We start from the raw sequence: 24224 nt of genomic DNA on the forward strand, positions 1-24224 counted from the left end.
GAAAGTACCCAACAAACAGACGTTCGAACGTTGCTGCCGCAGGGTCGGCGGCTCTACAGGCGGAGGACCCCCATAATGCGCGCGCTGCAATACCAAAAGTTCGGCGAGCCTGACGAAGTCGTCAGTCCGGTCACGATTGATACGCCTCAACCCGATGACGGAGAAGTGTTGGTGCGCGTCTCGCTGTCGCCTATTCACAATCACGACTTGGCGACGATTCGCGGCGTCTACGGCGTGAAGCCCCCGCTGCCGGCAATCGGTGGAAGCGAGCTGGTCGGCACGGTCGACGGCAAGCGCGTCGCCGTTCTCGCGCGTGGCGCGTGGGCCGAGTACGCGCTCGCGCACCCCGACGGGCTCGTGCCGATTCCCGACGGGATCCCCGACGAAGTCGCCGCGCAGCTGTTGGCGATGCCGTTGTCGGCGATCGTGCTCTTCGACGAGCTGCGCGTTTCCAAAGGCGATTGGATCGTGCAGAACGCCGCCAACGGTGCGGTCGGACGCACGCTGACGACCGCCGCGCAGAAAGCCGGCGTCAACGTGATGAACCTCGTGCGGCGCGAGGCTGCAGCGCAAGAACTGCGCGCGCGCGGCGCCAAGCACGCCGTCGTTCAAGAAGGCGATTGGGTCAAGCGCGTGCGCGAAGACATCGCCGGCGCGCCGATCGCCCGGGTCGTCGACTCGGTCTGCGATGAAAACTCGATCGCGCTCAACGGCTTGCTCGCACCCGACGGCGAGCACGTCGTCTTCGGTGCCTTGGCCAAGCGCCCGCTCTGCGTCAACCCGGGCACGCTCATCTATGGGCAGACGCACGTACGCGGGTTCTGGATGATCGCGTGGATGAACAAGGCGAGCGCGCAGCAGAAAGCCGACGTCGTCGGCCGCTGCCTTGGCATGGCGCTCGCGGGCGAGCTCTGGCTTCCCGTCGCCGGAACCTATCCTTTAGAGGATGCGACGCAGGCGCTGCGCGCCGCCGAAACCGCCGGCCGCCCGGGCAAAGTCCTCATTGCCCCGTAGTTAGGGCACCGGTAACCGCATGCAGATCACGTGGCGACCCACCAAGCATGCGGATGCGCCGCGTTCGCAACTCCCCGCGAGCGCCTTCGCCTTCCCGGCCGAGCGCAAAGAACCGCTGGTGGACGCATCGCAAGTGCGCAGCGCGGTCGCTCGGTTCGCCCAGGTCCAGGACGTCTCCGAAGCCGAGCGTGCCCAGGCCTTCGCCAACATCAAGGCGGCCGCGGCCTACTTCGGCGTGACGGTCGGAGCCAAGAGTTGGCACGACCTCGTGGGTTAATCGCCGAACGGCAGCGACACTTCGATATTCGGCGACGCGCCATCCGTGACGCGAATCGTTGCGCCGAGTTGCTCGACGATGTGAAACCCGCGTCCTCGCTCGCCCCGCGGATCGTACGGAAGCGTGTTGCGGACGAAGCCGGAACCGCAATCGCTAACGGATAGCTGCCAACGCCTTCCAGAAGGACGCAGCTCGACGGCAATCGGCAGACGGCCGTGCTCGCACGCGTTGGCGAGCAGCTCTCCGAGAATGATTTCTCCGTCGGAAATCTCAGCCTCGGTGCGCCCCAATCGGCGCAGCTCGTGCACGAACGACCGGCGCATTAGGCGCACGTTCGGCGAATCGACCGTCCCGGTGCTCCACGACATCGCCGTCATGCGCACATCAGTCGGAGCGATCGTGCCGGCGCTCGCGAGAACGTCAACGTCAGGATCGCGACGTCGTCGGCCGGAGGCAAGCCCGAAAGAATTCTTGCGAGCAATGCCGCCGCCGGATCGTCGCAGCTCAGAAAATCGATCGCACCAACGGTTTCGATCAACATCCGTTCGCCCTCGACCGTGTCGCGCGTGTGCTCGGTCAATCCGTCGGTGTACAGCACGAGCGCGGCGCCCGCTTCGATCGGTACGCTGGCGAATCGGTACGGCGGTTCCATTATCGCGCCCAGCGGCGGTCCACCGGTAGCGAGCAACTCTAGCGGCGCGCCCGGCCGGACGAAGATGATCGGCGGATGTCCCGCGGTCGCGAACGTTACCCGGCCTTTGCCCAGGTCGACTAGCCCGCACGCGACCGTCACCATGCGCCCCTCTTGGAGCAGAAGGACGTCGTTTGCGATTTGCAACACCTCGGCGGGATCGGCCCCGGTCATTGCGGCCGTAGTAATCGATTGCCGCACGCGGCTCATGGCGACGGCGGCTTCGAGCCCGTGGCCGGAGACGTCGCCGATCGAGAACAGCAGCTGGCGATCGTCGATGGCATATGCATCGTACCAATCGCCGCCGACCCGCGTCTCGTCGCGCGCGGGAACGTACGCTCCGTGCAATACGACGTTCGGGAACGAGGGAAGCTGCGGGCGCAAGAAGGCGTTCTGAAGTACCTCGACGGCGCGACGTTCTTTCTCGTATGCGACTTCGCTGCGCTCGAGCCGGCGCCGTAAGCGGCTTTGCGCGAAGCCGTATCCGATCACCACGAAAGCGATGACGACGCCCAGCGCAATCGATCCGAACATGACCCGCGAGATCAAACCGTTCGTGGCAGCGGTCACTGCGGTGGCGCGACCTTGAATCACCACGGTTAACTCGTTATCGTTTTCGCGAAATGCGTCAACTAGGAACTTGCCCAGTTTTTGCGTCTTCGGTTGTGCGGCATGAGGACTGCGCAGCAAAGGCTTGGCGACGGTGGCGAGCCACAGCGCGTTAATCCGTTGCTCGCGGCGCACCGGCTCGTCGTCGATTTGCAAGCTGACAACCGTCTCGTCGAGCCGCGCGTACATCGTTGGAAAGGTGAGGCGCGCCGAATCGTAGGGCTGAAGGAAGACGCGCAAATCGGTCGCGAGATAGCCGCGCAGCCCGGTCTCTTCATCGAGTTGAAGCTTGAGAAGCCTTCCGCGTTCGAACTGAGCGTTTTGCAGGCGTTGCTGCGTCTGCGCGTTTCTTGCAATCGCAGCGCGTACCCACAAGGTCGACCCGAGGAAAATGACGAGCAGAACGACGGCCAGCGCGGCGTGCCTCAACCGGTCTGTGCCTCCGAAACCGAGGGGTAGGGCGGCATGATCATTGCGATCCCCGAGATCTCATAAAGCCGGGCGATCCGCTGGCCGACGACCACGCGGGGAGCCGAACGGCCGGCGTTCTGCCGCACCCGGTGTAATAGAACGAGCTCGGCCAATGCCAGGGAATCCATATAGTCGACCTGGGTGAGGTCGACGATGGCGGGGTCTCCCTCGGCTAGCTCCGCTAGCCGGGCACGCAAGGTCTCCCGCACGGTAAAATCGAGATCACCGATAAAGGCGACGACGACTGGGTTGCTGCCGGACACTGCCCTTGGATTACCCCCCTACCCCGGCAGATAAACGGTAGGTCCGCGTGAGCTCCTGCCCCGACAAAAGAAGGAATCAGTACGCGGGCGTTGACGCTCCCCCTGGCGGGTGCTAAACTCGTAACCTATGCCCCGCGGCTCATAAGGCCACCATAGAGAAGGGCGAGTCACCTCCGGCCACGTTACCGGAGCCGTTGCTCGTCTTTTTGGTGTGCCCGCGAGTTTCGTGGCATGCGCGCATCCACGATTCATAGCAACAGAAAGAGAGTAATGGCGAAAACGACAGCTCCGAAGGCCCCCGCGAAGAGCTCAGCGGGAGCGAAGGGCAAGTCGAAGCGCGCCGCGTCCGCCAAAGGCGGCGCGGCCGTAGGCAACGGCGCCTCGAGAGTCATGCCCGCGACGTTCCCCATGCCGACGGGGGCGTTCACGGTCGAGCAACCCCCCGATCCCGGCGCGAAGCGCAGCCGGTATACCTTTGCCAAAATTCCCCACGTTCTGGAAGTACCCAACCTCATCGAACTGCAAAAGGCGAGCTTCGAGTGGTTCAAGACGGAGGGTTTGGCGGAAGCGTTTAATTCGATCTCGCCGATCAAGGACTTTACCGGCAACTTGATCCTGGAGTTCGGCGAGCACAGCCTCGGCGAGCCCAAATATACAATTGAAGAGTGCCGCGAGCGCGACATGACGTACAGCGCCCCGTTGCGGGTACGCGTGCGCTTGATCACGGCCGAGTCAGGCGAAATCAAAGGCATCCCCGACCAAGAGATCTTCATGGGCGATTTTCCGCTCATGACCGACAAGGGCACGTTCATGATCAACGGCGCCGAGCGCGTGATCGTGAGCCAGCTCGTCCGTTCGCCCGGCGTGTACTACAGCCAAGACGTCGACACGAACGCGCGTCCCACGTTCAATGCGACGATCATTCCGAATCGCGGCGCTTGGATCGAGTTCGAAACCGACAACGGCACGAAGAACGACGAGACCGAGGGCACGATCGGCGTTCGCATCGACAAGAACCGTAAGATCTACGTCTCGACGTTCATCCGCGCGCTTTCGCGTCCGGATCTTGGGCTGAACTGGGAGACCGACGAGGCGATCCTCGCGCTCTTCAACGACAGCCCGCTCGTTCGCAACTCCATCGAAAAAGACAAGGATATCAAGACGCGCGAAGACGCGCTCAAAGAGATCTATAAGAAGCTGCGTCCCGGCGAACCCGAAAATGCGGAGAACGCCGAGAAGCTGCTCGAGTCGCTGTTCTTCGACGAGAAGCGCTACGATCTCGCGGGCGTCGGCCGCTATAAGTTAAACGGTAAGTTCCACTATCGCATCGAGAACCCGGATCCCGACGCGCGCACCGAGCAGCCGACGGTTGCCGTCGACGAGTACGCCGATGCGGGCCTGGAGATGCCGGCGATCGAGACGCGGTGCCTAACGCGTGCCGACATGATCGCGGTGATCCGCCGTCTGATCAAGGTCGCGACGCGCGTCGTTCCCAAGGATGACATCGACCATCTCGGCAACCGCCGCGTTCGCAGCGTCGGCGAGCTGCTGCAGAATCAGTTCCGCGTCGGCCTGCTCCGCTTGGAGCGCGTCGTTCGCGAGCGCATGACGGTGCAAGACATCGAAACCGTCACGCCGCAAGCGCTGATCAACATCCGTCCGGTGGTGGCGGCGATCAAGGAGTTCTTCGGCTCCTCGCAGCTTTCGCAGTTCATGGATCAAACGAACTCGCTGGCCGAGCTGACGCACAAACGGCGTCTGTCGGCGTTGGGTCCGGGCGGTCTGTCGCGCGAGCGTGCGGGCTTCGAAGTCCGCGACGTTCACCACTCACACTACGGACGTATCTGCCCGATCGAAACGCCGGAAGGTCCGAACATCGGATTGATCGGTTCGCTGGCGACCTACGGCCGCGTCAACCGGTTCGGTTTCATCGAAACGCCGTACCGCGTCGTGCGCGACAGCAACGTCACCACCGAGATCGTCTACCTCACGGCCGATCGCGAAGACGAGTACATCATCGCGCAGGCCAACACGCCGGTCGATCCCGAGGGCGGCCAGATTATGGCCGATTCGGTCGTCTGTCGTTACGCCGAAGAGTACATCGAAGAGCCGGCGGCGCGAGTCCAGCTGATGGACGTTTCGCCCAAGCAAATCGTCTCGGTCGCAACGGCGCTCATTCCGTTCCTGGAGCACGACGACGCAAACCGCGCGCTCATGGGCGCAAACATGCAGCGGCAAGCCGTGCCGTTGCTGCGTCCCGACGCGCCGATCGTCGGCACGGGCATGGAGTACCGCGCCGCTAAGGACTCGGGCAGTCTCATCGTCGCCGACGAGGGCGGCGTGGTCACGTCGGTCGATGCGAAGGGGATTCTGATTCGCAACGACGAGGGTGTGGAGAAGCCGTACGACCTGCTCAAGTTCGTCCGCAGCAACGCGGGCACGTGCATCAACCAGCGCCCGATCGTGTCGCTGGGCGACGACGTCGTCGCCGGCCAAGTGCTCGCCGACGGTCCGTCGTCCGACGAAGGCGAGCTCGCGCTCGGTCAAAACGTTCTGGTCGCGTTCATGCCATGGGAAGGCTACAACTACGAAGACGCCATCCTCATCAGCGAGCGCATGGTTAAGGAAGATCGCTTCACCTCGATTCACATCGAAGAGTACGAATGCGAGGCCCGCGACACCAAGCTCGGTCCTGAGGAAATCACCCGCGACATTCCCAACGTCGGAGAAGACGCGCTCAAGGATCTCGACGAGCGCGGCATCATCCGCATCGGTGCGGAAGTTCGTCCGGAAGACATTCTCGTCGGCAAAGTGACGCCGAAGGGCGAAACCGAGCTGACGGCGGAAGAGCGCCTGCTGCGCGCGATCTTCGGCGAGAAATCGCGCGAAGTGCGCGACACGAGCCTCAAAGTGCCGCACGGTGAGAAGGGCAAGATCATCGACGTCAAGGTGTTCTCGCGCGAGAACGGCGACGAGCTGTCGCCGGGCGTGAACCACCTCGTGCGCGTCTACGTCGCGCAGAAGCGTAAGATTCTGCAAGGCGACAAGATGGCGGGACGTCACGGCAACAAGGGCGTTATCGCCAAAGTGCTGCCCGAAGAAGACATGCCGTATCTGGAAGACGGTACGCCGGTCGACATCGTCCTCAATCCGCTCGGCGTTCCGTCGCGTATGAACCTCGGGCAGATCATGGAGACGCATCTCGGCTGGGCCGCGCGCATGCTCGGCATGAGCGTGGCGACGCCCGTCTTCGACGGCGCGCACGCCGAGGATATCTCTGAGTGGCTGCAAGATGCCGGTCTGCCGTCCGACGGCAAGACGTGGCTTCGAGACGGCCGCAGCGGCGAGCGCTTCTCGCGTCCGATCACGGTCGGCTTGATCTACATGCTCAAGCTGGCGCACTTGGTCGACGACAAGATCCACGCGCGTTCGACGGGTCCGTACTCGATGATCACGCAACAGCCGCTCGGCGGTAAGGCACAGTTCGGCGGCCAGCGCTTCGGCGAAATGGAAGTCTGGGCGCTGGAAGCTTACGGTGCCGCGTACACGCTGCAAGAGCTGTTGACGGTCAAGTCCGACGACGTCGTCGGTCGCGTGAAGACCTACGAAGCGATCGTCAAGGGCGAGAACGTGATGGAGCCCGGCGTTCCCGAATCGTTCAAGGTGTTGATCAAGGAACTGCAATCGCTGGCACTCGACGTCAAAGTATTGACGGAGAACCGCGAAGAGGTCGAGATCAAGACGCCTGAAGACGAGATGGGCGAAACCGAGCGCCGTGAATACGGTCTGCTCATGGGCGACGAGCAGCCCGCGGTATCGCAAACGGTGGTGGCTACGCACGAAGCGGTTGCCGAAGCCGATGTGGCCGAGGGCGAAGCTCCGGTTGAGGAAGAGGAAGAGGAAGAAGAGGAAATCGACGACAGCAAACCGCTGGACGCGACGACTCCGCTGCCGACGCCTCCGCCGATGCCGCGGCCGGCCGAAGCCGAGGGCGAAGGGGTCTTCGAAGAAGAGGAAGAGCAGCCCGAAGAGGAGGTCGAGGAAGGCGCGCAGGGTTACGAACTCGAGGAAGAAGACGAAGAGACCTACGAGGAAGACAAGCCCTACGAAGAAGACGAGGAAGAATCGACCTTCGCCGAAGGCACCAACAACAACGAAGAAGACTCGTACTAGTTCTCGCTCCGTATCAAAACGAAAGGCCGCGCTCACCGCGCGGCCTTTTCTTTATGCTATGTTCGTCGACGATCTCGACACCCGGGGGCAGCGGCACAGCGAAGAAAGCAAGCCTTCAGGGACCGCCGATAAGCGCTTTACCGGCGATTCGTTCGGCGCCGCAGGACGCACCGGCTAACGCCAAGGAACCGCCCCGGCCGCGCGTAACTCCCCATATCCCGCAGAACCAGGACCTGGAGGAAGCTCGTGAGCACGCAGCCCAAAATCGGTCTCGTCGGCACCGGACGCATGGGTGCCAACATGGCCAAACGTTTGCACGACGTCGGATATGAAATTGCGGCGCTCTTCGATGTGAATCCTGAATCGGCGCTGGAAACGGCGAAGGAAACGGGCGGCGAAGTCACGCCGGCCCTCGCACGCGTTACCGAACTTTCCGACGTCGTCATCACGGTCGTTCCCGACGACGCCGCCATGTACAAGATCTTCGCAATGTCCGGAGACTCGCTATTGACCAATGCGCGAGGGCGCATTTTCATCAACTGCGCGACGATCACGCCGAAAGTGCACGTCGACGTTGAGAAGTTGGCCGAGGAGCGCGGCGCGCATTCACTCGAAGCGTGTATGGCCAGCTCGATTCCGCAAGCGCGCAACGGCACGCTGTACTTGATGATCGGCGGCCGCAAGGAAATCTTCGACCAGGTCAAGCCGATGCTCGAGAAGATGAGCGCGTCGCTCAAGTACGTCGGCGAAGCCGGCCGCGCCGCGCAGGTCAAAGCGCTGGTCAACATGGTGATGAACATCAACACGGCCGGTCTGGCCGAGGGCCTCGGCCTCGGCGACGCGCTGGGCCTCGATCTCGACGTTCTGCGCGAAGTCTTCTCGCAGACGGGCGCCAACTCGCGCGTGCTCGAGACCGACGGTGCCGACATGCAGAACCGCGAGCACGACGTGTACTTCTCCGCCGAGCACGCCGCCAAGGATTCCGGCATCGCGCTTTCGCTCGCAAAAGACGTCGACCTAACGCTCCCGCTAGCGCGCGCGACCTACGAGCAGTTCGAGCTCATGAAGAAGCTCGGGTTGGGTCAACTCGATAAATCCGGTGTCTCCGAACTCACTTTCGCCTCACGTCACGGAAAGGAACTCGCCAATGCCTGAGACTGCCACCAAAGAGAAGATCCCCTACGTCAGTTCGCAAACGACGGGCCCGCTCGGCGCCGCACATCTGCCGCGCCTATGGACGAAGCTCACGCTTGGTTATGCCGGTCAACTCGCCGATGGTTGGGACCATTGCGGTGCCGGATTCGATCAAATGACGATCGACAATCTCGGACTGAACCGCGACAAGGTCATGGAGTTCGTGCGCACGACCAAGCCGACGTACGTGCAGTTCGAGCAATACGTCGTCGACAACGGCACGACCGATGCCGACACGATCAAGAAGCACAACGCTTCGATCCACGGCTATAACCATTCTCCCGAGACCGCCAAGTCGATGCGCGACGGCATGGGCCTCAAAAACCAGAACGTCAACGATGCGGTGACGCTCAATATGCTCGACGATCTGCACGAGCTGCACAAGCAGGTTCACAGCTAGACCAAGCTTGAGCAGCGTTGCGCTGGTCGCGCTCGACGACGGAGCGCAGACGACCGTCGAGACCTGGGGTTCGCGCGGGCCCGTGGTGCTGTGCGTGCACGGCATGACGAGCTCGCGCTTTTCTTGGCAGCGTCTTGCCGAGCACTTGCAAGACCGGTTTCGCGTGGTCGCTTACGATCAGCGCGGGCACGGCGATAGCGCGAGAGTGCACGGGCCGATGGAGCTCAAGCGCGGCATCCGCGACGTGGAAAACGTCGCCACGGCGCTGGGCGAACCCATCGATTTGCTGATCGGCCACTCGTGGGGCGGCGCGATTGCGATTCAAGCGGGTCTACGGATGCCGGTATGGCGCGTTGGAGCCATCGATCCGATGATCCAGCAAGTCAGCCCCGAGTGGTACGAAGAGTATCTCGAAGAACTGCGGGCGCAGTTCGCGCACGACGGCGACGCGCGCGCGGCGCTGATTCGCGAAGAGTACGCCGACTGGCATCCTACCGATGTCGCGGCGAAAGTGCACGCCGTCGCAACGATGACGCTCGATCCAATCGAAGGGCTTATGCGCGAGAATCCGCCCGCGTCGTGGGACATGCGCCCCGCAATCGCTGCGTACGACAAACCGTTGTGGCTCGGGATGGCCGCGCCCGGCGAATCGATCAACGACGATGCCATGCTCGCCGAGATCGTCGACCGGCATTCACCCAACGTCGATATCGCCGTCTTCCCCGGAGCCGGTCACAACATCCATCGCACGGCCTTCGATGCGATGGTCAAATCACTTGACGATTGGATGGCCCGCACGTGAACGAAGAACGCCTTAGCCGCAAGAATCTGCTCGGCATCGCCGCATCGTTCGGCATATTCACTGCACTGGGCACGCCGCCGGCGGGCGCGACGAGCCTACCCGTGATCGGGGCGTGGAAGCTCGAGAGTTTCAACGTCGACGAGGGCAAGGGCGGAGAGAAGCCGCGGTTCGGTCCCGAGCCGGCCGGTTACTTGATGTACACCGAAAACGAGCGCATGGCGGCGGTGCTGATGGGAACGCATCGCCCGTCGCTCAACCCGCCGAAGTCGGTCGGGGGTCCCGCGAGCGGTCAGTGTATCGAGTCGGTCGCCGACTTCCTCGCGTACGCCGGACGCTACGAAATCAAAGGCGATCGCGTCTTCCATCACGTCGAAGTCTGTGTGTTCACCAATCTCGTTGGGACGACGCTCGAGCGCCAGTTCACGATCGCCGGCGACACGCTGACTATTCGCACCGTGCCGCCGGAGATCTGGGGCTCGTCTAACGTATTGGTGTGGAAGAGGGCGTAGTCGCGTCGATCGTACCCTGCTCCGACGTCTGCGGCGGCGGATAGAGTTCGGCCGCGTTCGTAAGCGGGCCGCGATCGGTGACGACGCAGTTGCATGCCGCGAACGCCTGCTCGACCAGCGTCTTCGCGATCGGATCGTCTCCGCAGATCGGGATGTTGGCGCCGGCCTGCGGTAGCACGATGAGCGCCCGTACGACCGAGTGCGAGTCCAATTTCTTGGCAAGGCACTCGGCATCGGTTATATCGTCACCCGTGGGCCGCGAGTTTCCGGCTTCGACGATTGCCTGCGGCGTCTGCAACGTACCGATGGCCGCGAGGGCGGCGTCGATTTCGTCATGCGGCACTGCAAAGATCAAGATTTCCATGGTGCTTGCTAACGCGTACGGAATGTCCGCCTCAGCGCCTGCCTTGCTCGCCGCTTCCTCTGCAGCGCGCCTGTCGCGAGGGTCGCTAAACTCTACCTCATGACCGCCCTCCGTGAAGAGCTTGCCGATAGCAACCGCGCGGTCGTCTGAACCGATGATGCCAATCTTCATGACTCTCTCATACCCTTGTCCGATAGCCACTGCTCGATTGGTCGCAAGCCAAAGGACAACGCCGGCTGTGGCGGGGCCGGGCTTGAACGGCCCAGCCGCCGCGGTTTCGGCGCCCGCGGGGGCTCTCGGCGGGCGCCGCTCGGACGGTCGTGACAGGCGGAGCCGGCCGTGATAAAATAGCCGTCTGTGCCCCGGCCCCGGCGACGGTGGGAGCTCCTTACGTGACCCCGTGAGAAGAGCGTCCCTGCGTAAGCCGCCGGCCTTGTGTCCTTCGACTTCGCGGCTACGCCGCTACACTCAGGATGACAGCACAGGCTTTGAGGAAGCGTCCCACTTGAATCTCATCGACGTCAACAACTTCGACGCCATGCGCATCGGCTTGGCATCACCGGAGCAGATTCGCGCGTGGTCGTTCGGCGAAGTCAAGAAGCCCGAAACCATTAACTACCGCACGCTCAAGCCCGAGCGCGATGGTCTGTTCTGCGAAAAGATCTTCGGCCCGACCAAAGACTGGGAGTGCCACTGCGGCAAGTACAAGCGCATTCGCTTTAAAGGCATGATCTGCGATCGCTGCGGCGTCGAGATCACGCGCGCGAAGGTTCGCCGCGAGCGCATGGGCCACATCGAGCTCGCCACGCCCGTCAGCCACATTTGGTATCTCAAGGGCGTTCCGAGCCGCATCGGCATTCTGCTCGACATGTCGCCGCGCCAGCTCGAGAAGGTCATTTACTTTGCGGCGTACGTCGTCATCGATCCGGGCGACACCACGCTCACCAAGCGCGAAGTGCTCTCGGAGCAAAAGTATCGCGAAGCGCGTGACAAGTTCGGTAATCGGTTCAAAGCCGGCATGGGTGCCGAAGCGATCCGCGAATTGCTGCGCGACCTCAACTTGCGACAGCTCCAAGAAACGCTGCGCAAAGAGTTCAAGGAAACCTCGGGACAAAAGCGTCTCAAGGCGATCAAGCGTCTCGAAGTCGTCGAAGCATTTCTCGCCAGCGGCAACAAGCCCGAGTGGATGGTGCTCGCCGCCGTTCCGGTCATTGCGCCCGAACTGCGCCCGATGGTGCAGCTCGATGGCGGCCGCTTCGCGACGTCCGACCTCAACGATCTCTATCGCCGCGTGATCAATCGCAACAACCGTTTGAAGCGGTTGCTCGAGCTCAACGCGCCCGAGATCATCATCAAGAACGAAAAGCGCATGCTGCAGGAAGCAGTCGATGCGCTGATCGACAACGGCCGTCGCGGCCGTCCGGTGACCGGCCCCAACAACCGTCCGCTGAAGTCCCTGTCCGACATTCTCAAAGGTAAGCAGGGCCGTTTCCGTCAGAACCTGCTGGGCAAACGCGTCGACTACTCCGGCCGTTCGGTCATCGTCGTCGGCCCGACGCTCAAGCTGCATCAGTGCGGTCTCCCCAAAGAGATGGCGCTCGAGCTTTTCAAGCCGTTCGTCATGAAGAAGCTCGTCGACCGCGCGCTCGCGCACAACATCAAGAGCGCGAAGCGTATGGTCGAGCGCGTGCGTCCGGAAGTTTGGGACGTTCTCGAAGAGGTCATCAGAGAGCATCCGGTGCTGCTCAACCGCGCACCCACGCTTCACCGTCTCGGCATTCAGGCGTTCGAGCCGGTGCTGGTGGAAGGCAAGGCCATCCATCTGCATCCGCTGGTCTGCACCCCGTACAACGCCGACTTCGACGGCGACCAGATGGCCGTTCACTTGCCGCTCTCTGCCGGTGCGCAAGCCGAAGCGCGCATCCTGATGCTGTCGTCGAACAACATTCTGTTGCCGGCGTACGGTAACCCGGTGTCGATCCCGACGCAAGATATGGTCCTAGGTCTGTACTACCTCACGTTCCAACGCGACGAGTACGCCGGACCGGCCAAGGCGGCGGTGACCGAAGAGTATCATAAAGACGATCACGCGCGCACCAACGGTAAACCCAAGAAGAACGCGCCGGCAGCCGACGCTCCCGGTGCTATTCCGACGTTCTACGATCCCAAGGAGGCCGTCATCGCTTACGAGACCGGCAACGTCGGGCTCCAAGAGTGGGTGTACGTGCGTTGGAACGGTCAGCTCGTCAAAACGACGATCGGCCGGACGATCTTCAATATGGCGTTCCCGCTTGCGTGGAATCACGGGTTCCTCAACCGCATCATCGATAAAGGCTTGCTGCGTAAGACGATTACCGATTGCTATCGCAAGTACGGTAACGCCGAAACGGCGCGCTTCCTCGACGCGATCAAAGACCTCGGCTTCCACTACGCGACGCTCTCGGGTACGACCGTGTCGATCAACGACATCGTCGTGCCGGATGCGAAGTACGACATCGTGGATCGTGCCCAGCACGAAGTCGACGAGCTGCACCGCTTGTACGATCAAGGCTTCATTTCCGAAGACGAGCAGTATAACAAGACCATCGAAATCTGGTCGAAGGCGTCGGACGAAGTGACGACCGCGATGCAGGCGGCGCAAAGCCCGCTCAATCCGGTCTTCATGATGGCCACGTCGGGTGCTCGCGGCTCGATCGCCCAGGTCAAGCAGCTCGGCGGTATGCGCGGACTCATGTCCGACCCGTCGGGCCGAATCCTCGAGATTCCGGTCAAGGCGTCGCTCAAAGAAGGCCTTACCGTACTCGAGTACTTCATCTCGACGCACGGCGCGCGTAAGGGTCTTGCAGATACGGCGCTGCGCACGGCCGACTCCGGCTACCTGACTCGCCGTCTGGTCGACGTCGCGCAAGACGTCATCATTCGCGAGGACGACTGCGGAACGGCCAACGGTATCACCGTCAGCGACATCCGCGTCGGCAAGGAAATCATCGAGCCGCTCATCGACCGCATCATCGGTCGCCGCGCGGCCGAGGAAGTCCGTCTCGATCCCAAGCGCCCGACGACGGCGATCGTCACGCGCAATCAAGAGATCGACGAAGAGAAAGCCAAAGCCCTCATCGACGCCAATGTCGGGTCGGTGAAGATCCGCTCCGTGCTCACGTGTCAATCGAAATACGGCGTCTGCTCGATGTGCTACGGCCGCGATCTTGCGACCGGCAACAAGGCGGACATCGGTACGGCGGTCGGCATCATCGCGGCGCAGTCGATCGGTGAACCGGGTACGCAGCTCACACTGCGAACCTTCCACACCGGCGGCGTCGCAACCGAAGACATCATCACCGGTCTCCCGCGCGTCGAGGAAATCTTCGAAGCGCGTAAGCCGAAAGGCCAAGCCACGATCACCGAGGTCGCGGGTTCGGTTCGCATCGGTGAGGAGAAGAACCACCGCGTGGTGTTCGTGGTTGATTCGACCGGCGAAGAGCACGAGTACGACGTTCCCTACGGCACGCACTTGAACGTGCAAGAGGGCGGTCACGTCGAGCCGGGCGATCAGCTCAACGAAGGCTCGCTCAACCCGCACGACATCTTGCGCATCAAGGGCGAGACCGCGCTGCAGAATTACCTGGTTCAGGAAGTGCAGAAAGTCTACCGGTCGCAAGGCGTCGACATCAATGACAAGCACATCGAAGTGATCGTTCGCTCGATGCTGCGTAAGGTCAAGATCGTCGAAGGCGGCGACACGCTGATGCTGCCCGGACAGTTGATCGAAGCGGCGCAGTTCCACGAAGCCAACGAGCGCGTGCGCTCCGACGGCAAGGAGCCCGCCACCTCGAATCCCGTGCTGCTGGGCGTCACGAAGGCCTCGCTTGCGACGGAGTCGTTCCTCTCAGCGGCGAGCTTCCAAGAGACGACGCGCGTCCTCACCGACGCGGCGATCAAGGGCAAGTATGACCCGCTGCTCGGTCTCAAGGAGAACGTCATCATCGGCAAGCTCATCCCGGCCGGCACGGGCATGTCGCGGTATCGCAACGTCGATATCGTGCCGGAAGGCCAGGACGTCGACGACGACGGCCGTCCGCGCCAAGAGTACGAAATGGCGTACGCCACGATGACCGCCGACGACGCGGCGCTGGCCGAAGTCATGGGTGGCGGCGGCAACGGCGACGGCATGAGCCGCCTCGTGAGCGCCTACGAGCGCAACCGCGAGCCGCTCACCGTGCAGTACGAAGGCGACTATGAAGACCACGTCAACGTACACGCTCCGCCGAAGAAGACGCAGTACGACCGTCTCAAGGGCATCAACCCTGAAGACCTGTAAGGCACCCAAGGGCCTCGCGAAAGCGGGGCCCTTCTTGCTACAATGGCGGCATGAGGCCGCTTTTCTTTTTCTTTGTGCTGACCGCGTTAGGTGCGTTGCCGGCGAGCGCCGACACGATGTTGGACCGGACGCTCGATCGGAACGGCGCAAAAGTGCTTCAGGTGGAAGCCGGCGGCGCGGCGATCGTGCTGAGGCCGAGTTCGGACGTCTCGTCGATCGAGGTCCGAGTCGATCAAGACAAGTCGGCGCCGGTGCCGAACCTGCAGTCGGTTCGGCAAGGCAATCGCCTTGCGTTAGCGATTAAACCGCCAAGCGGAGCACCGTTGCTGCCGTTCATACCGTCCAATGGGGCGACGTATACCGTGACGTATCCAGCCGGCATGCGGCTCGACTTGCGTTTCTCCAGCGGCGACGTGCACATTGACAAACCGTCCGCCGGCGTCGAGATCTACGATGAGGACGGCAACATCGTCATCGATTCACCGCGCGCCTCCATTACCGCTGAGAACGCGCACGGCGACATTACCGTCACCGGTGCGCTCGCGCCCGTCGATCTCGCGGCCGACGACGGAAGCGTCACCGCTACGCTCGCGTCGGGATGGTCGGGCAACGAAGTTCGCATGCAAAGCGGCACCGGCACCGTCCGGCTCACCGTCCCCAAGAGTTTTCGCGCCAAGATCGACGCATCGGCCGATGGCGGCATGGTGCACAACACGTTCGGCAGCTCGAACGCCCGCGCGCCGTTTCTGTGGCTCTACGCGCTCAAAGGCGACGTCTATCTAACCCCCGAACACTGACGCGTTCGCAGCCCGTCTTTCTCGTTTCTCGTCCTCGCGTTGGAGGCGTAATGCAGGCTTTTCCGCGCTTTCGGGCCGCTGCGTGCGGCGCGTTCCTTAGCATGCTGCTGGGCATGGCGGTACCGGTTCCGGCTCGAAGCGCCGGTCTTGCGCCGTCGCTGGCAACGGCGAACAATCCGATGACCGTGGTTCTCGACGAGCGCATGGCACCGCGCGGGATCGCCTACACGCATATGACGATTCCGGTTGAGGCGGGGGCCTTCACGTTGGACTATCCCGAATGGATACCCGGCGAGCACGGGCCGACGGGTCCGCTGCACGACATGTCGGAGTTGCGCGTCAGCGCCAACGGGCAGCCGATCAGCTGGCAGCGCGATCCCGTCGACATGTACGCCTTCCATATCACCGTGCCGCCCGGCGTTCATCGCGTCAACGTTGATTTCACCGTCCTGGTCAATCAGCAAAACAACTTCACCGACGGTCAACTCGCGACGCGCCACATCATGGTCGGGAACTGGAACCGTTACATCCTGTACCAGCGCAACATCGATAACACGAAGTACTTCGCGACCGCGAGCTTGATCTTACCGTCGGGTTGGGACTATGCCAGCGCGCTGCCGGTCCGCTCGCGCAACGGCAACCGCGTCGATTTCAAGACGGTGACGCTCGAGACGCTGGTCGATTCGCCGACCGACTCCGGGCGCTACTACCGGCACATTCTTACGTGGAGCCAAGGTAACGCCAAATCGTATCTCGACATGTTCGCCGACCACCCCGAAGATCTCGACATGCCGGCGTGGGAAGTGCAGGCCTACAAGCGCATGACGCCCGAGGCCATGGCAATCTACGGCGGACGGCACTGGAACGTCTATCACTCCGAACTGACGCTGAGCGATCTCATTCCCGGACAAGGCATCGAGCATCACCAGTCGAGCGACGACCGGGCCGACGACGACTTCGTCACCAAAGAAGACGAAGAAATGGCCGGCGGCGATCTGCTCACGCACGAGTTCTCGCACTCGTGGAACGGGAAATACCGGCGGCCGTTCGACCTGCAGCAGCCGAACTTCAACTTGCCGCATCCCGAGCACACCGAACTGCTTTGGCAGTACGAAGGCATGAATCAGTACATCGGCGACATGTTGTCGTTCCGCTGCGGTATCAAAGGTAAGGCTGCGGACTTCCCCGAGTATCTGGCGTCGACGTACGCGCAACTCGCCTACGAGCCCGGGCGCCGCACGACGCCGATCATCGACGTTACGACGGGCGCGCCGTACTATTATGCCACCGGCGGCGCCTATCCGTCGCTGCGCCGGACGTCGGGCGACTTCTACTCCGAAGGCGAGCTGATGTGGCTCGACGCCGACACGATCATTCGCCAGGTCACGGGTGAGCGCAAGTCGCTCGACGATTATACGAGAATCTTTGCCGGCGGCGTCTCCTCGCCGCGCGTCGTGACCTATACGCGTGCCGACCTCGAGCACTACTTAAACGAAGTCGTGCCCTACGACTGGCACGGATTCTTCCAAAAGTACGTGTACTCCATTGCCGTCCAACCCCCGACTGACGAAATTCAGCGCGCGGGCTACAAGTTCGTCTTCACCGACAAGCCCAATAAGTACGACCAGGCCAATGAATCGACGGGCAAGTTCGTCGGTTCGTGGTACGACGTGGGTCTCACGGCGACCGATGAGGGGAAGATCATCGACGTCCTCGAGGGATCGCCGGCGTGGAACGACGGCCTAGGTGTCGGCATGACGATCGTCTCGATCAACGATCGCGAGTTCAACGCGGACGCCTGGTACGCCGCCGTCAAGGCGACGTCGTCGAGCTTCGCGCCCCTGCGGCTGATCGCCGAACAGGACGGCTACTACCGCGATATCACGGTGCACTATCACGGCGGTGCGAAGTATCCGCATCTCGTGCGAGTAAAGGGCACGACGGATATGCTCACCCTCATCATGCGGCCGCACGCGAAATGAAGGAGTCAACCGTGAAGCAGTTTTTGATTATCGCGGCCGCGGCACTCGCCTTCATAGGTGCGGATCGTCTCGATACGCCGCTGGCAACAGCGAACAACCCGATGACGATTGTGCTCGATGCGCGTAAGGCATCGGTTGGACTGGCCTATAGCCACATGACGATTCCGGTGGCACCGGGACCGTTTACGATCGTCTATCCCGAGTGGATTCCCGGCGAGCACTCGCCCGACGGACCACTCAACGATATCTCCCAACTGGTGATTCGCGCCAACGGGCACCCGATCGCGTGGCATCGGGATCAAGTCGATATGTACGCGTTTCACGTCGACGTGCCGCAGGGCGTCCGCACGATTAACGCCGATTTCACCGTGCTCCTCAACGGTCCCGGCGAGGAAGTGATGGCGTCGCGCAACATCCTCGTCGGCAACTGGAACCGGTACGTGCTGTACCAGCGCAACATCGACAACGAGCAGTACTACGTTCGTCCAAGTCTGATTTTGCCCGACGGTTGGGATTATGCATCGGCGCTCCCGGGGGCGCAGCGCGCGGGGAATCGGATCAACTTCAACGCGGTCACGCTCGAAACGCTCGTCGACTCACCGACCGACATGGGGCGCTTCGTTAAACACGTTACGACCTGGACCGGCGACGGAGCGACGTCGTACCTCGATCTCTTCGCCGAAAACCCCGAGGATCTCGACATCAAAGCCGACGTCATTGACGCGTACAAACGGCTCACACCCGAAGCGATGGCCTTTTACGGCGGCCGGCATTGGAACGTCTATCATGCCGAGCTTACCTTAAGCGAAGCGATCGGTCCCGAAGGCATCGAGCACCACCAGTCGAGCGACGACCGCGCGTGGGAGTCGTATCTGATCGATCCCAAAGGTTTGTTGACGTTCGGCGATCTGATTCCGCACGAGTTCTCGCACTCGTGGAACGGCAAATACCGCCGCCCGTACTTGCTCCAAGAACCCAACTTCAACGAGCCCTATCCCGAGCAAACCGAGTTGCTGTGGCAGTACGAGGGCATGAACCAATACGTCGGCGACATGCTGTCGTTCCGCTCGGGGCTGCGCGATCCGAAAGACTATCCCGAATACCTCGCTTACCTCTACGCGCGGTTTGCCTACGAGCCCGGCCGAAATACGACGCCGTTGAGCGATACCACCATCGGAGCGCCTTACTACTATTGCTGCGCGAGCGGCTGGTACTCGAGTCTGCGGCGAACCGCCGGCGACTTCTATGGTGAGGGCGAGCTGGTCTGGCTCGACGTCGACACGATCATTCGCGAGCAGTCGCACGGAGCCAAGTCGCTCGACGATTACGCGAAGGTGTTTGCCGGCGGCATCTCGGCGCCGAAAGTCGTCACCTACACGCGCGCGGATATCGAAAGCTATCTCAACTCGGTGCAGCCGTACGATTGGCACGCGTTCTTCCAGAAGTACATCTACTCGATCGCGCCGGTCCCGCCCACCGACGAGCTGGCGAGAGCCGGTTATAAGCTCGTCTACAACGATACGCCGAACAAGTTCGTCGGCGAGCGCGGCGAGACTCATTCGGTGTATTCGTGGTTTGACGCCGGCGTCAACCTGACCTCAAAGGGACACGTGCAAGACGTCCGCGAGGGCTCGGCCGCGTGGAAGGCCGGACTTGCGCCGATGATGATGGTCGTTGCGGTCGACGGACGGGCGTTTACCCAGAAGATCTGGACGGCCGCGCTTAAGAGCGCGAAAATGAGCAATGCCAATATCGACCTGCTCGTCAATCAGGGCGGCTGGTATTCACACCTGTCTTTGGATTACCACGACGGCGTAAAGGTCCCGCATCTCGAGCGCATCCCGGGGACGACCGACATGCTCGAAGCGATCATGAAGCCGCACGCAACGGCGTCGGCGGCGCCGGCACGCTAGAACGCGCGGCGCTTTCGACGTAAGCGCAGAGCAGGTTCACCAGCGCCATCTCTTCAGGCGTTCTGCAGCGCAGCTCGAGGAGGCGCGGCGAGCAGACGAGCACCGTCATGCATTGCGCGCGGGAGATCGCGACGTTGAGCCGGTTCTTTTCGAACAGAAATTCGAGGTCGCGCGGCAGCGTTGCGCCGCTCGACGTGGCCATCGAGTAGAAGACCACCGGTGCCTCCTGTCCCTGGAACTTGTCGACGGTGCCGACGCGAATCTCCCCTAGTCCAGCGGCCGCGAGTTGTTCGCGAATGCGTTTGCGCTGTCCGTTGTAGGGCGAGACGACCAGAATGTCGTGCTCCGTCAGAGCGCGCGGCGGTTGCGTGCCCACCGTGACGGTGCCGTGTAACAGGTCGCCGGCCGCGGCCACGATTGCCGCGGCTTCTTCGGACGACGCCCGATAGTTCGCGTCGTGATCGACGGGCATATAGCGCAGTCCGCTGCCGCTCAAACCCGGCGATGCCACGGCGTTGCGTGCGCAGTCGGGAGCCGCGTGCAGACGATCGTCGTACACGGCGTGTGAAATGAAGGCGCAGATCTCCGGGTGCATGCGATACGACACGTCGAGGAAGATCCCGCACGACGGATCGATCGTCTCGTCTTCGCCGAGCGCGTGCTGCAGCACCGAGAGTCCGGTGCCGGTCGGATGCGCGCCTTGCGACACCTGTGCGAGTTGCAACGGGTCGCCCAGCAGTACGACGTTGCGCGCCGCCGCGGAGCACGCGATCGCGTCGGCCAGCGAAACTTGCCCCGCCTCGTCGATGACGAGATAGTCGTAGGCGCCTGCCAACTCTTCGCGCGCGAATAGCCACGACGTTCCCGCGGCGAGCGCGTGCGAAATCGACGCAAACGCTGCGGCGTTGTCGACGGGCAGCACCATGGGATCGTCGAGCGGCGACTCGTACGCGGAACCTTCGTTTCCGGCCGTGTACTTCTGCAGCCCGATAAACCGGGCGCCGGCCGCCTGCGCGGCTTGCTCGACCTTGCGCAAGAGGTTGTGAATCGCTTTGTGACCGTTAGCCAAAATGCCGACGCGTTTGCCGTCGGCGAGCAGCTCGACGATGGCCGCGGCGCCGATCGTGCTCTTGCCCGATCCCGGAGGCCCTTGGACGACGAGGTGGCTGCCGTCGAGATCGTGGACGACCTCCGACACCGAAGCTGCGTCGACGCGCCCAGGCTGAACCAGCAGGCGCGGATGCAACAGATGTGGTTTTCGGGCGAGCAGAAGCGACTGCGTGCCGGGAAACCGCTGGGCCAGCGTGCCGTCGAGATAGGCGTTGGCGATGCGCACCAGCGCGTCGCGTTTGCTCTTGGTCTCGATCGGCTTGCCCGGAATGAGTGCGCGCAGCGTATGGGGCACGATATTGCGGGTAAGCTTGATTCGCAGCAGTCCGCGTTCGTCGTCGATCTCAACGATCGTGCCGGCGGGCGCGCAGTGGTGCGGGCTATACGGGGTTTCGGTGCCCAAGTTGTGCTGCTGATCGGGAAACGCGTAGGTGTAGACGTACGACTGCTTCACCTTCGTCGGCTCGATGTCGTCGCGCAGCCGCAGGCCGCCGATCGCCTCGTGGTCGAATTCGAGCAGCCGGTCGGGATTGGCGCAGCGATCGAAGAGCCGCCAGTACGCGGGCTTGGCTTCGCGCGCGTGATACGAAATGAGATGTCCCAACAGCCACCGTTCCCGTACCGTTGCGGCCGATTGGCGCAACTCGAGCAGCGAACGCGGCGCGGAAAGTCCGTCGAGCAGCCGGTGTGCGAGTTCGCTGCGGCCGTCGTCTTCGGGCGTCTCCTCGTTGCGCAGGGCGCGCCATGCGAGCGCGCGGCCGAATTGCCCTTCCCATTCGAAGCGGCGCTCGATCAGCCACTCGCGCAGCCGGTGCGTCGAACGGCAATCGTCCTCGTTATAGCGCTCGATGTCGGCAAGGATCGCGTCGTCGCCTCCGGTCAGCCACGATTCGAACATGACGATGGAATCGTCGCCGCGCCGCACGTCGGTCGCGCGCGTCATTCCGTAGAATGCCTCGAGCTTCTTGATCGAGTAACTGGGCTGCGAGATTCGCAGCGATTGGCGGACGACCGCATAGAGATCGACGAAGGCTTCGTTGCGCAGCAGGTCGTCGAGCTCGCGTTCGCGCGTCGCGTAAAAACCCATCAAGCGCCGCAGCGCCGTCGTCTCGTACGGCGCGTAGTGGTAAACGTGCATACCCGGATACGCGTGGCGGCGTTCGACCAGGAAGTCGATGGCATCTTCGAACGCGGCGCGTTCCTGACGGTCGTCGCGCGCCCAGAACGCGCGATACTCCCGTTCCTTCGGCAGATAGAAGCCGAAGAGGTATTCGAGTCCGCGTTCGGGCGCGTACAGCGGATCGCCCTCGATGTCGAAGAAGAGGTCGCCCTCGTCGGGTTCGGGCAGCCGTTCGAGTCCGTCGCCTTCGTCGTGCGGCAGCAGATCGTAGACGTAACGGTGCTCGGTTCTGCCGACGTGTTGCAGGCGCGCTTGGTGGCACAGCTTGTCGAACGTCGACTCGACCATCCCGAACGGACGCTGCTCCGCCGTCGCGGCTGCGAGTGCCGCGAGCGTCGTCGTGCCGCCGGCCTCGAGCTTGGCAATCTGGTCTTTGCGAATGTTGGCAACCAAACTCAAGTGGTCGTCGGCATCGCGCCGCTGCGCGCAGGCCTTACTCCACGAACAGACCGTACAGTGCGACTTCTCAAAAGGATACGTGTCGTGGGAAGCGACCCCCATCCATTGGAGAAAGCGCGACTTGAGATTGCGATAGTATGCTGCGAAGTCGTCGACGCGAAAGTGCCGTTCCTCGCCGCTGCCGAGCACGACGTGCATCTCGTGCGGCATCGAGCCCTGCAGCCGTCCGATGTGGTCGCTGTAGTTGCAGAGCTGGACGAGATAGTACGGCTTCGGATTGAGCGCGAGCTTTGTGTCGATCGCTTCGTAACTCCACGGCCAGCGCGCGCACGGGCGTTCCACGCGGCGTAAGAAGTCGGCGCGGCCTAAGAACGTTCCGTCGAAAAACGTCGCCTGATAAATGACACGGCTGCCACGCTCCATCGCAGCCAGGGCTTGGGCTTCGGCCGCGCGCCACGCCGCCACGGAGCGATCGCCGTTAGCCGAAAAGACGACGACGTCGCCGTCGGGCTGGGCCTGCAGCCGCTCGAGATGACGACGCTCGTGTTCGTCGCCTTTGCGCGCGAGCAGCGCGGTGGCGGGATCGGGCTCGGGACGGACCAGCTCGCCCAGCGCGACGCGGCGCTGCAACTCGACGAGATGGTCGCACTCGAGGAAATCGTTGAGGTCGGAAGCCGAGAAGACGAATTGTCCGTCGATCTGCTGCATGCTTTCACAACTTTAGCCGCGGCGCGTGCCATACGCCTGGCACTCAAAAATTCTTTCCGCAAGAATTTTAGGATGCCACCCACCTGGCACTCCGGTTGGCTAGACTACGGGCATGTTCGATCCACTACTCGCCGCCGACCGCCTTCCCAAACTCGCGGAGCGCGCGATGCGCGCCGCCATCGTGACTCGCCGCTCGCGGCAGCTGCTCGTCGACGACGCGCTTATCCGTTTCGAGCAGCTGGTGCAGCGGGGTGCCCGCGACGGCATTCGCCCGGCGCTGCTCTTCGCCGAGCGCGACCGGATCGTCCGCGAGTTGGGGCGATTCATGCAAAGCCGGCTGGCGACGCGGCTGTTTGCGATCGACCGGCGCGACGTTGCGTCGGTCGCGCGGGCGGCCCGTCCGTTCGACGCGATCGTGCGGGGTAAGCGCGGAGGGCTGTACGGCGTCGTGTTCCGGCGCTTGGCGAGCGACGGCCGCCGGCTCGAATCGATGCGGACCATTCGCAATGCCGCCAACGGGTACGAACCGGAACGGCTGCGCGGCGTGCTGGTCTACGATTTCACGACGGGCGCCGTGCGCACGCTGCGCTGCGGCACCCGTCCGGTAGAGTTGACCGCAGCTTAGTTGATGCGTCTTAGCAGAGTCCACCGCGAAGAGCTAAGACCGCTACTTGGGTGCGCGCCGTCAAGCCGAGTTTTCCGAGAATGTGTGAGATGTGGTTCTTGATCGTCTTGTCGCTGAGCTCGAGGTTCGCGCCGATCTGCTTGTTGGACAAGCCCTCGGCGATGAGCCGTACGACCTGAAGCTCGCGGGTCGAGAGCACCGCGCTCAAGTTCCACGCGCCGTCGCCGCCTGGAACGGGGCGAAGATGTCGCTTTGAGCTTTTCTTGGTCGACTTGCCGGCGTCAATGAGCGTTCCGACCGTAACCTCCCACAGATTGGGACGGTGGAGGATGACGGCCAGTTCGTTATCGTTACGAGCCAGGAGCGAGGCGGCGTAGCGTAAGATTTCGTCGCCTTGGTCGTCGGGGGTCCCGGGCATTGGTTGA

17 protein-coding genes and 1 pseudogene are annotated in these 24224 nt (G+C 62.7%); 12 read left to right on the forward strand and 6 right to left on the reverse strand.

Annotated elements, in window-relative coordinates; genetic code table 11:
* The first annotated feature begins 75 nt into the window (after positions 1–75).
* Both VGG89_05015 and VGG89_05020 read left to right on the forward strand, forming a co-directional pair.
* A complete protein-coding gene (locus tag VGG89_05015) occupies positions 76–1014 on the forward strand; it encodes a zinc-binding dehydrogenase (protein HEY1975878.1) in 939 nt (312 codons plus the stop codon).
* A gap of 19 nt (positions 1015–1033) precedes the next feature.
* Positions 1034–1291: a DUF6582 domain-containing protein gene (locus tag VGG89_05020; GenBank protein HEY1975879.1), complete on the forward strand. Its 258-nt coding sequence runs from the start codon at positions 1034–1036 to the stop codon at positions 1289–1291.
* Here the strand turns inward: VGG89_05020 and VGG89_05025 are convergent.
* The 3 genes from VGG89_05025 to VGG89_05035 are packed head-to-tail and all read right to left on the reverse strand — an operon-like array spanning position 1288 to position 3325.
* Entirely contained in the window at positions 1288–1668 is a 381-nt protein-coding gene (locus VGG89_05025) for an ATP-binding protein (GenBank protein ID HEY1975880.1), read from the reverse strand. The genes VGG89_05020 and VGG89_05025 overlap by 4 nt on opposite strands.
* Positions 1665–3020: a SpoIIE family protein phosphatase gene (locus tag VGG89_05030; GenBank protein ID HEY1975881.1), complete on the reverse strand. Its 1356-nt coding sequence runs from the start codon at positions 3018–3020 to the stop codon at positions 1665–1667. The genes VGG89_05025 and VGG89_05030 overlap by 4 nt, the downstream gene beginning before the upstream one ends.
* On the reverse strand, positions 3017–3325 hold the full coding sequence (locus VGG89_05035; protein HEY1975882.1) for an STAS domain-containing protein: 309 nt from the start codon (positions 3323–3325) through the stop codon (positions 3017–3019). The genes VGG89_05030 and VGG89_05035 overlap by 4 nt, the downstream gene beginning before the upstream one ends.
* 390 nt (positions 3326–3715) lie before the next feature.
* Between VGG89_05035 and rpoB the strand changes: the two genes are divergently transcribed.
* From rpoB to VGG89_05060, 5 genes are all read left to right on the forward strand, one after another.
* Entirely contained in the window at positions 3716–7498 is a 3783-nt protein-coding gene (rpoB, locus tag VGG89_05040) for a DNA-directed RNA polymerase subunit beta (protein HEY1975883.1), read from the forward strand.
* Between the two features lie 246 nt (positions 7499–7744).
* On the forward strand, positions 7745–8653 hold the full coding sequence (locus tag VGG89_05045) for an NAD(P)-dependent oxidoreductase (protein ID HEY1975884.1): 909 nt from the start codon (positions 7745–7747) through the stop codon (positions 8651–8653).
* Positions 8646–9092, forward strand: a complete 447-nt coding sequence (locus VGG89_05050) for a hypothetical protein (GenBank protein HEY1975885.1) — start codon at positions 8646–8648, stop codon at positions 9090–9092. Before VGG89_05045 ends, VGG89_05050 begins: the two co-directional genes overlap by 8 nt.
* Before the next feature lie 7 nt (positions 9093–9099).
* Entirely contained in the window at positions 9100–9894 is a 795-nt protein-coding gene (locus tag VGG89_05055; GenBank protein ID HEY1975886.1) for an alpha/beta hydrolase, read from the forward strand.
* Entirely contained in the window at positions 9891–10403 is a 513-nt protein-coding gene (locus tag VGG89_05060; protein ID HEY1975887.1) for a lipocalin-like domain-containing protein, read from the forward strand. The genes VGG89_05055 and VGG89_05060 overlap by 4 nt, the downstream gene beginning before the upstream one ends.
* On the opposite strand, the gene VGG89_05065 is transcribed toward VGG89_05060, so the two are convergent.
* On the reverse strand, positions 10375–10938 hold the full coding sequence (locus tag VGG89_05065) for an NAD(P)-binding domain-containing protein (GenBank protein HEY1975888.1): 564 nt from the start codon (positions 10936–10938) through the stop codon (positions 10375–10377). The two genes, VGG89_05060 and VGG89_05065, sit on opposite strands and share 29 nt — an antisense overlap.
* A 367-nt stretch (positions 10939–11305) precedes the next feature.
* Here VGG89_05065 and rpoC point away from each other — a divergent pair.
* From rpoC to VGG89_05085, 4 genes and pseudogenes are all read left to right on the forward strand, one after another.
* Positions 11306–14800, forward strand: a pseudogene (gene rpoC, locus VGG89_05070) (DNA-directed RNA polymerase subunit beta').
* A gap of 335 nt (positions 14801–15135) precedes the next feature.
* Positions 15136–15882, forward strand: a complete 747-nt coding sequence (locus VGG89_05075) for a DUF4097 family beta strand repeat-containing protein (GenBank protein HEY1975889.1) — start codon at positions 15136–15138, stop codon at positions 15880–15882.
* A 50-nt stretch (positions 15883–15932) separates the two neighbouring features.
* The gene (locus VGG89_05080; GenBank protein HEY1975890.1) at positions 15933–17864 is read left to right on the forward strand and encodes a hypothetical protein; all 1932 of its coding nucleotides are present in this window, start codon (positions 15933–15935) and stop codon (positions 17862–17864) included.
* An 11-nt stretch (positions 17865–17875) separates the two neighbouring features.
* On the forward strand, positions 17876–19777 hold the full coding sequence (locus tag VGG89_05085; GenBank protein HEY1975891.1) for a hypothetical protein: 1902 nt from the start codon (positions 17876–17878) through the stop codon (positions 19775–19777).
* Here the strand turns inward: VGG89_05085 and VGG89_05090 are convergent.
* Positions 19734–23174, reverse strand: a complete 3441-nt coding sequence (locus tag VGG89_05090; protein HEY1975892.1) for a TM0106 family RecB-like putative nuclease — start codon at positions 23172–23174, stop codon at positions 19734–19736. The genes VGG89_05085 and VGG89_05090 overlap by 44 nt on opposite strands.
* A 112-nt stretch (positions 23175–23286) precedes the next feature.
* Here VGG89_05090 and VGG89_05095 point away from each other — a divergent pair, with 112 nt between their 5' ends.
* Positions 23287–23799: a hypothetical protein gene (locus VGG89_05095; protein ID HEY1975893.1), complete on the forward strand. Its 513-nt coding sequence runs from the start codon at positions 23287–23289 to the stop codon at positions 23797–23799.
* A 10-nt stretch (positions 23800–23809) separates the two neighbouring features.
* Here VGG89_05095 and VGG89_05100 read toward each other — a convergent pair whose 3' ends face one another.
* On the reverse strand, positions 23810–24217 hold the full coding sequence (locus tag VGG89_05100) for a response regulator transcription factor (GenBank protein HEY1975894.1): 408 nt from the start codon (positions 24215–24217) through the stop codon (positions 23810–23812).
* Between the last annotated feature and the right edge of the window lie 7 nt (positions 24218–24224).

The organism is Candidatus Baltobacteraceae bacterium (assembly GCA_036488875.1).
Classification (GTDB): Bacteria; Vulcanimicrobiota; Vulcanimicrobiia; order Vulcanimicrobiales; family Vulcanimicrobiaceae; genus JAFAHZ01.

What these genes read in the sequence shown, in the direction of transcription:
- VGG89_05095 (HEY1975893.1), top strand. Translation starts at nt 23,287, where the DNA reads ATGTTCGATCCACTACTCGCCGCCGACCGCCTTCCCAAACTCGCGGAG.
- VGG89_05020 (HEY1975879.1), top strand. Translation starts at nt 1,034, where the DNA reads ATGCAGATCACGTGGCGACCCACCAAGCATGCGGATGCGCCGCGTTCG.
- VGG89_05050 (HEY1975885.1), top strand. Translation starts at nt 8,646, where the DNA reads ATGCCTGAGACTGCCACCAAAGAGAAGATCCCCTACGTCAGTTCGCAA.
- VGG89_05025 (HEY1975880.1), bottom strand. Translation starts at nt 1,668, where the DNA reads ATGACGGCGATGTCGTGGAGCACCGGGACGGTCGATTCGCCGAACGTG.
- rpoB (HEY1975883.1), top strand. Translation starts at nt 3,716, where the DNA reads ATGCCCGCGACGTTCCCCATGCCGACGGGGGCGTTCACGGTCGAGCAA.
- VGG89_05075 (HEY1975889.1), top strand. Translation starts at nt 15,136, where the DNA reads ATGAGGCCGCTTTTCTTTTTCTTTGTGCTGACCGCGTTAGGTGCGTTG.
- VGG89_05015 (HEY1975878.1), top strand. Translation starts at nt 76, where the DNA reads ATGCGCGCGCTGCAATACCAAAAGTTCGGCGAGCCTGACGAAGTCGTC.
- VGG89_05080 (HEY1975890.1), top strand. Translation starts at nt 15,933, where the DNA reads ATGCAGGCTTTTCCGCGCTTTCGGGCCGCTGCGTGCGGCGCGTTCCTT.
- VGG89_05100 (HEY1975894.1), bottom strand. Translation starts at nt 24,217, where the DNA reads ATGCCCGGGACCCCCGACGACCAAGGCGACGAAATCTTACGCTACGCC.
- VGG89_05065 (HEY1975888.1), bottom strand. Translation starts at nt 10,938, where the DNA reads ATGAAGATTGGCATCATCGGTTCAGACGACCGCGCGGTTGCTATCGGC.
- VGG89_05090 (HEY1975892.1), bottom strand. Translation starts at nt 23,174, where the DNA reads ATGCAGCAGATCGACGGACAATTCGTCTTCTCGGCTTCCGACCTCAAC.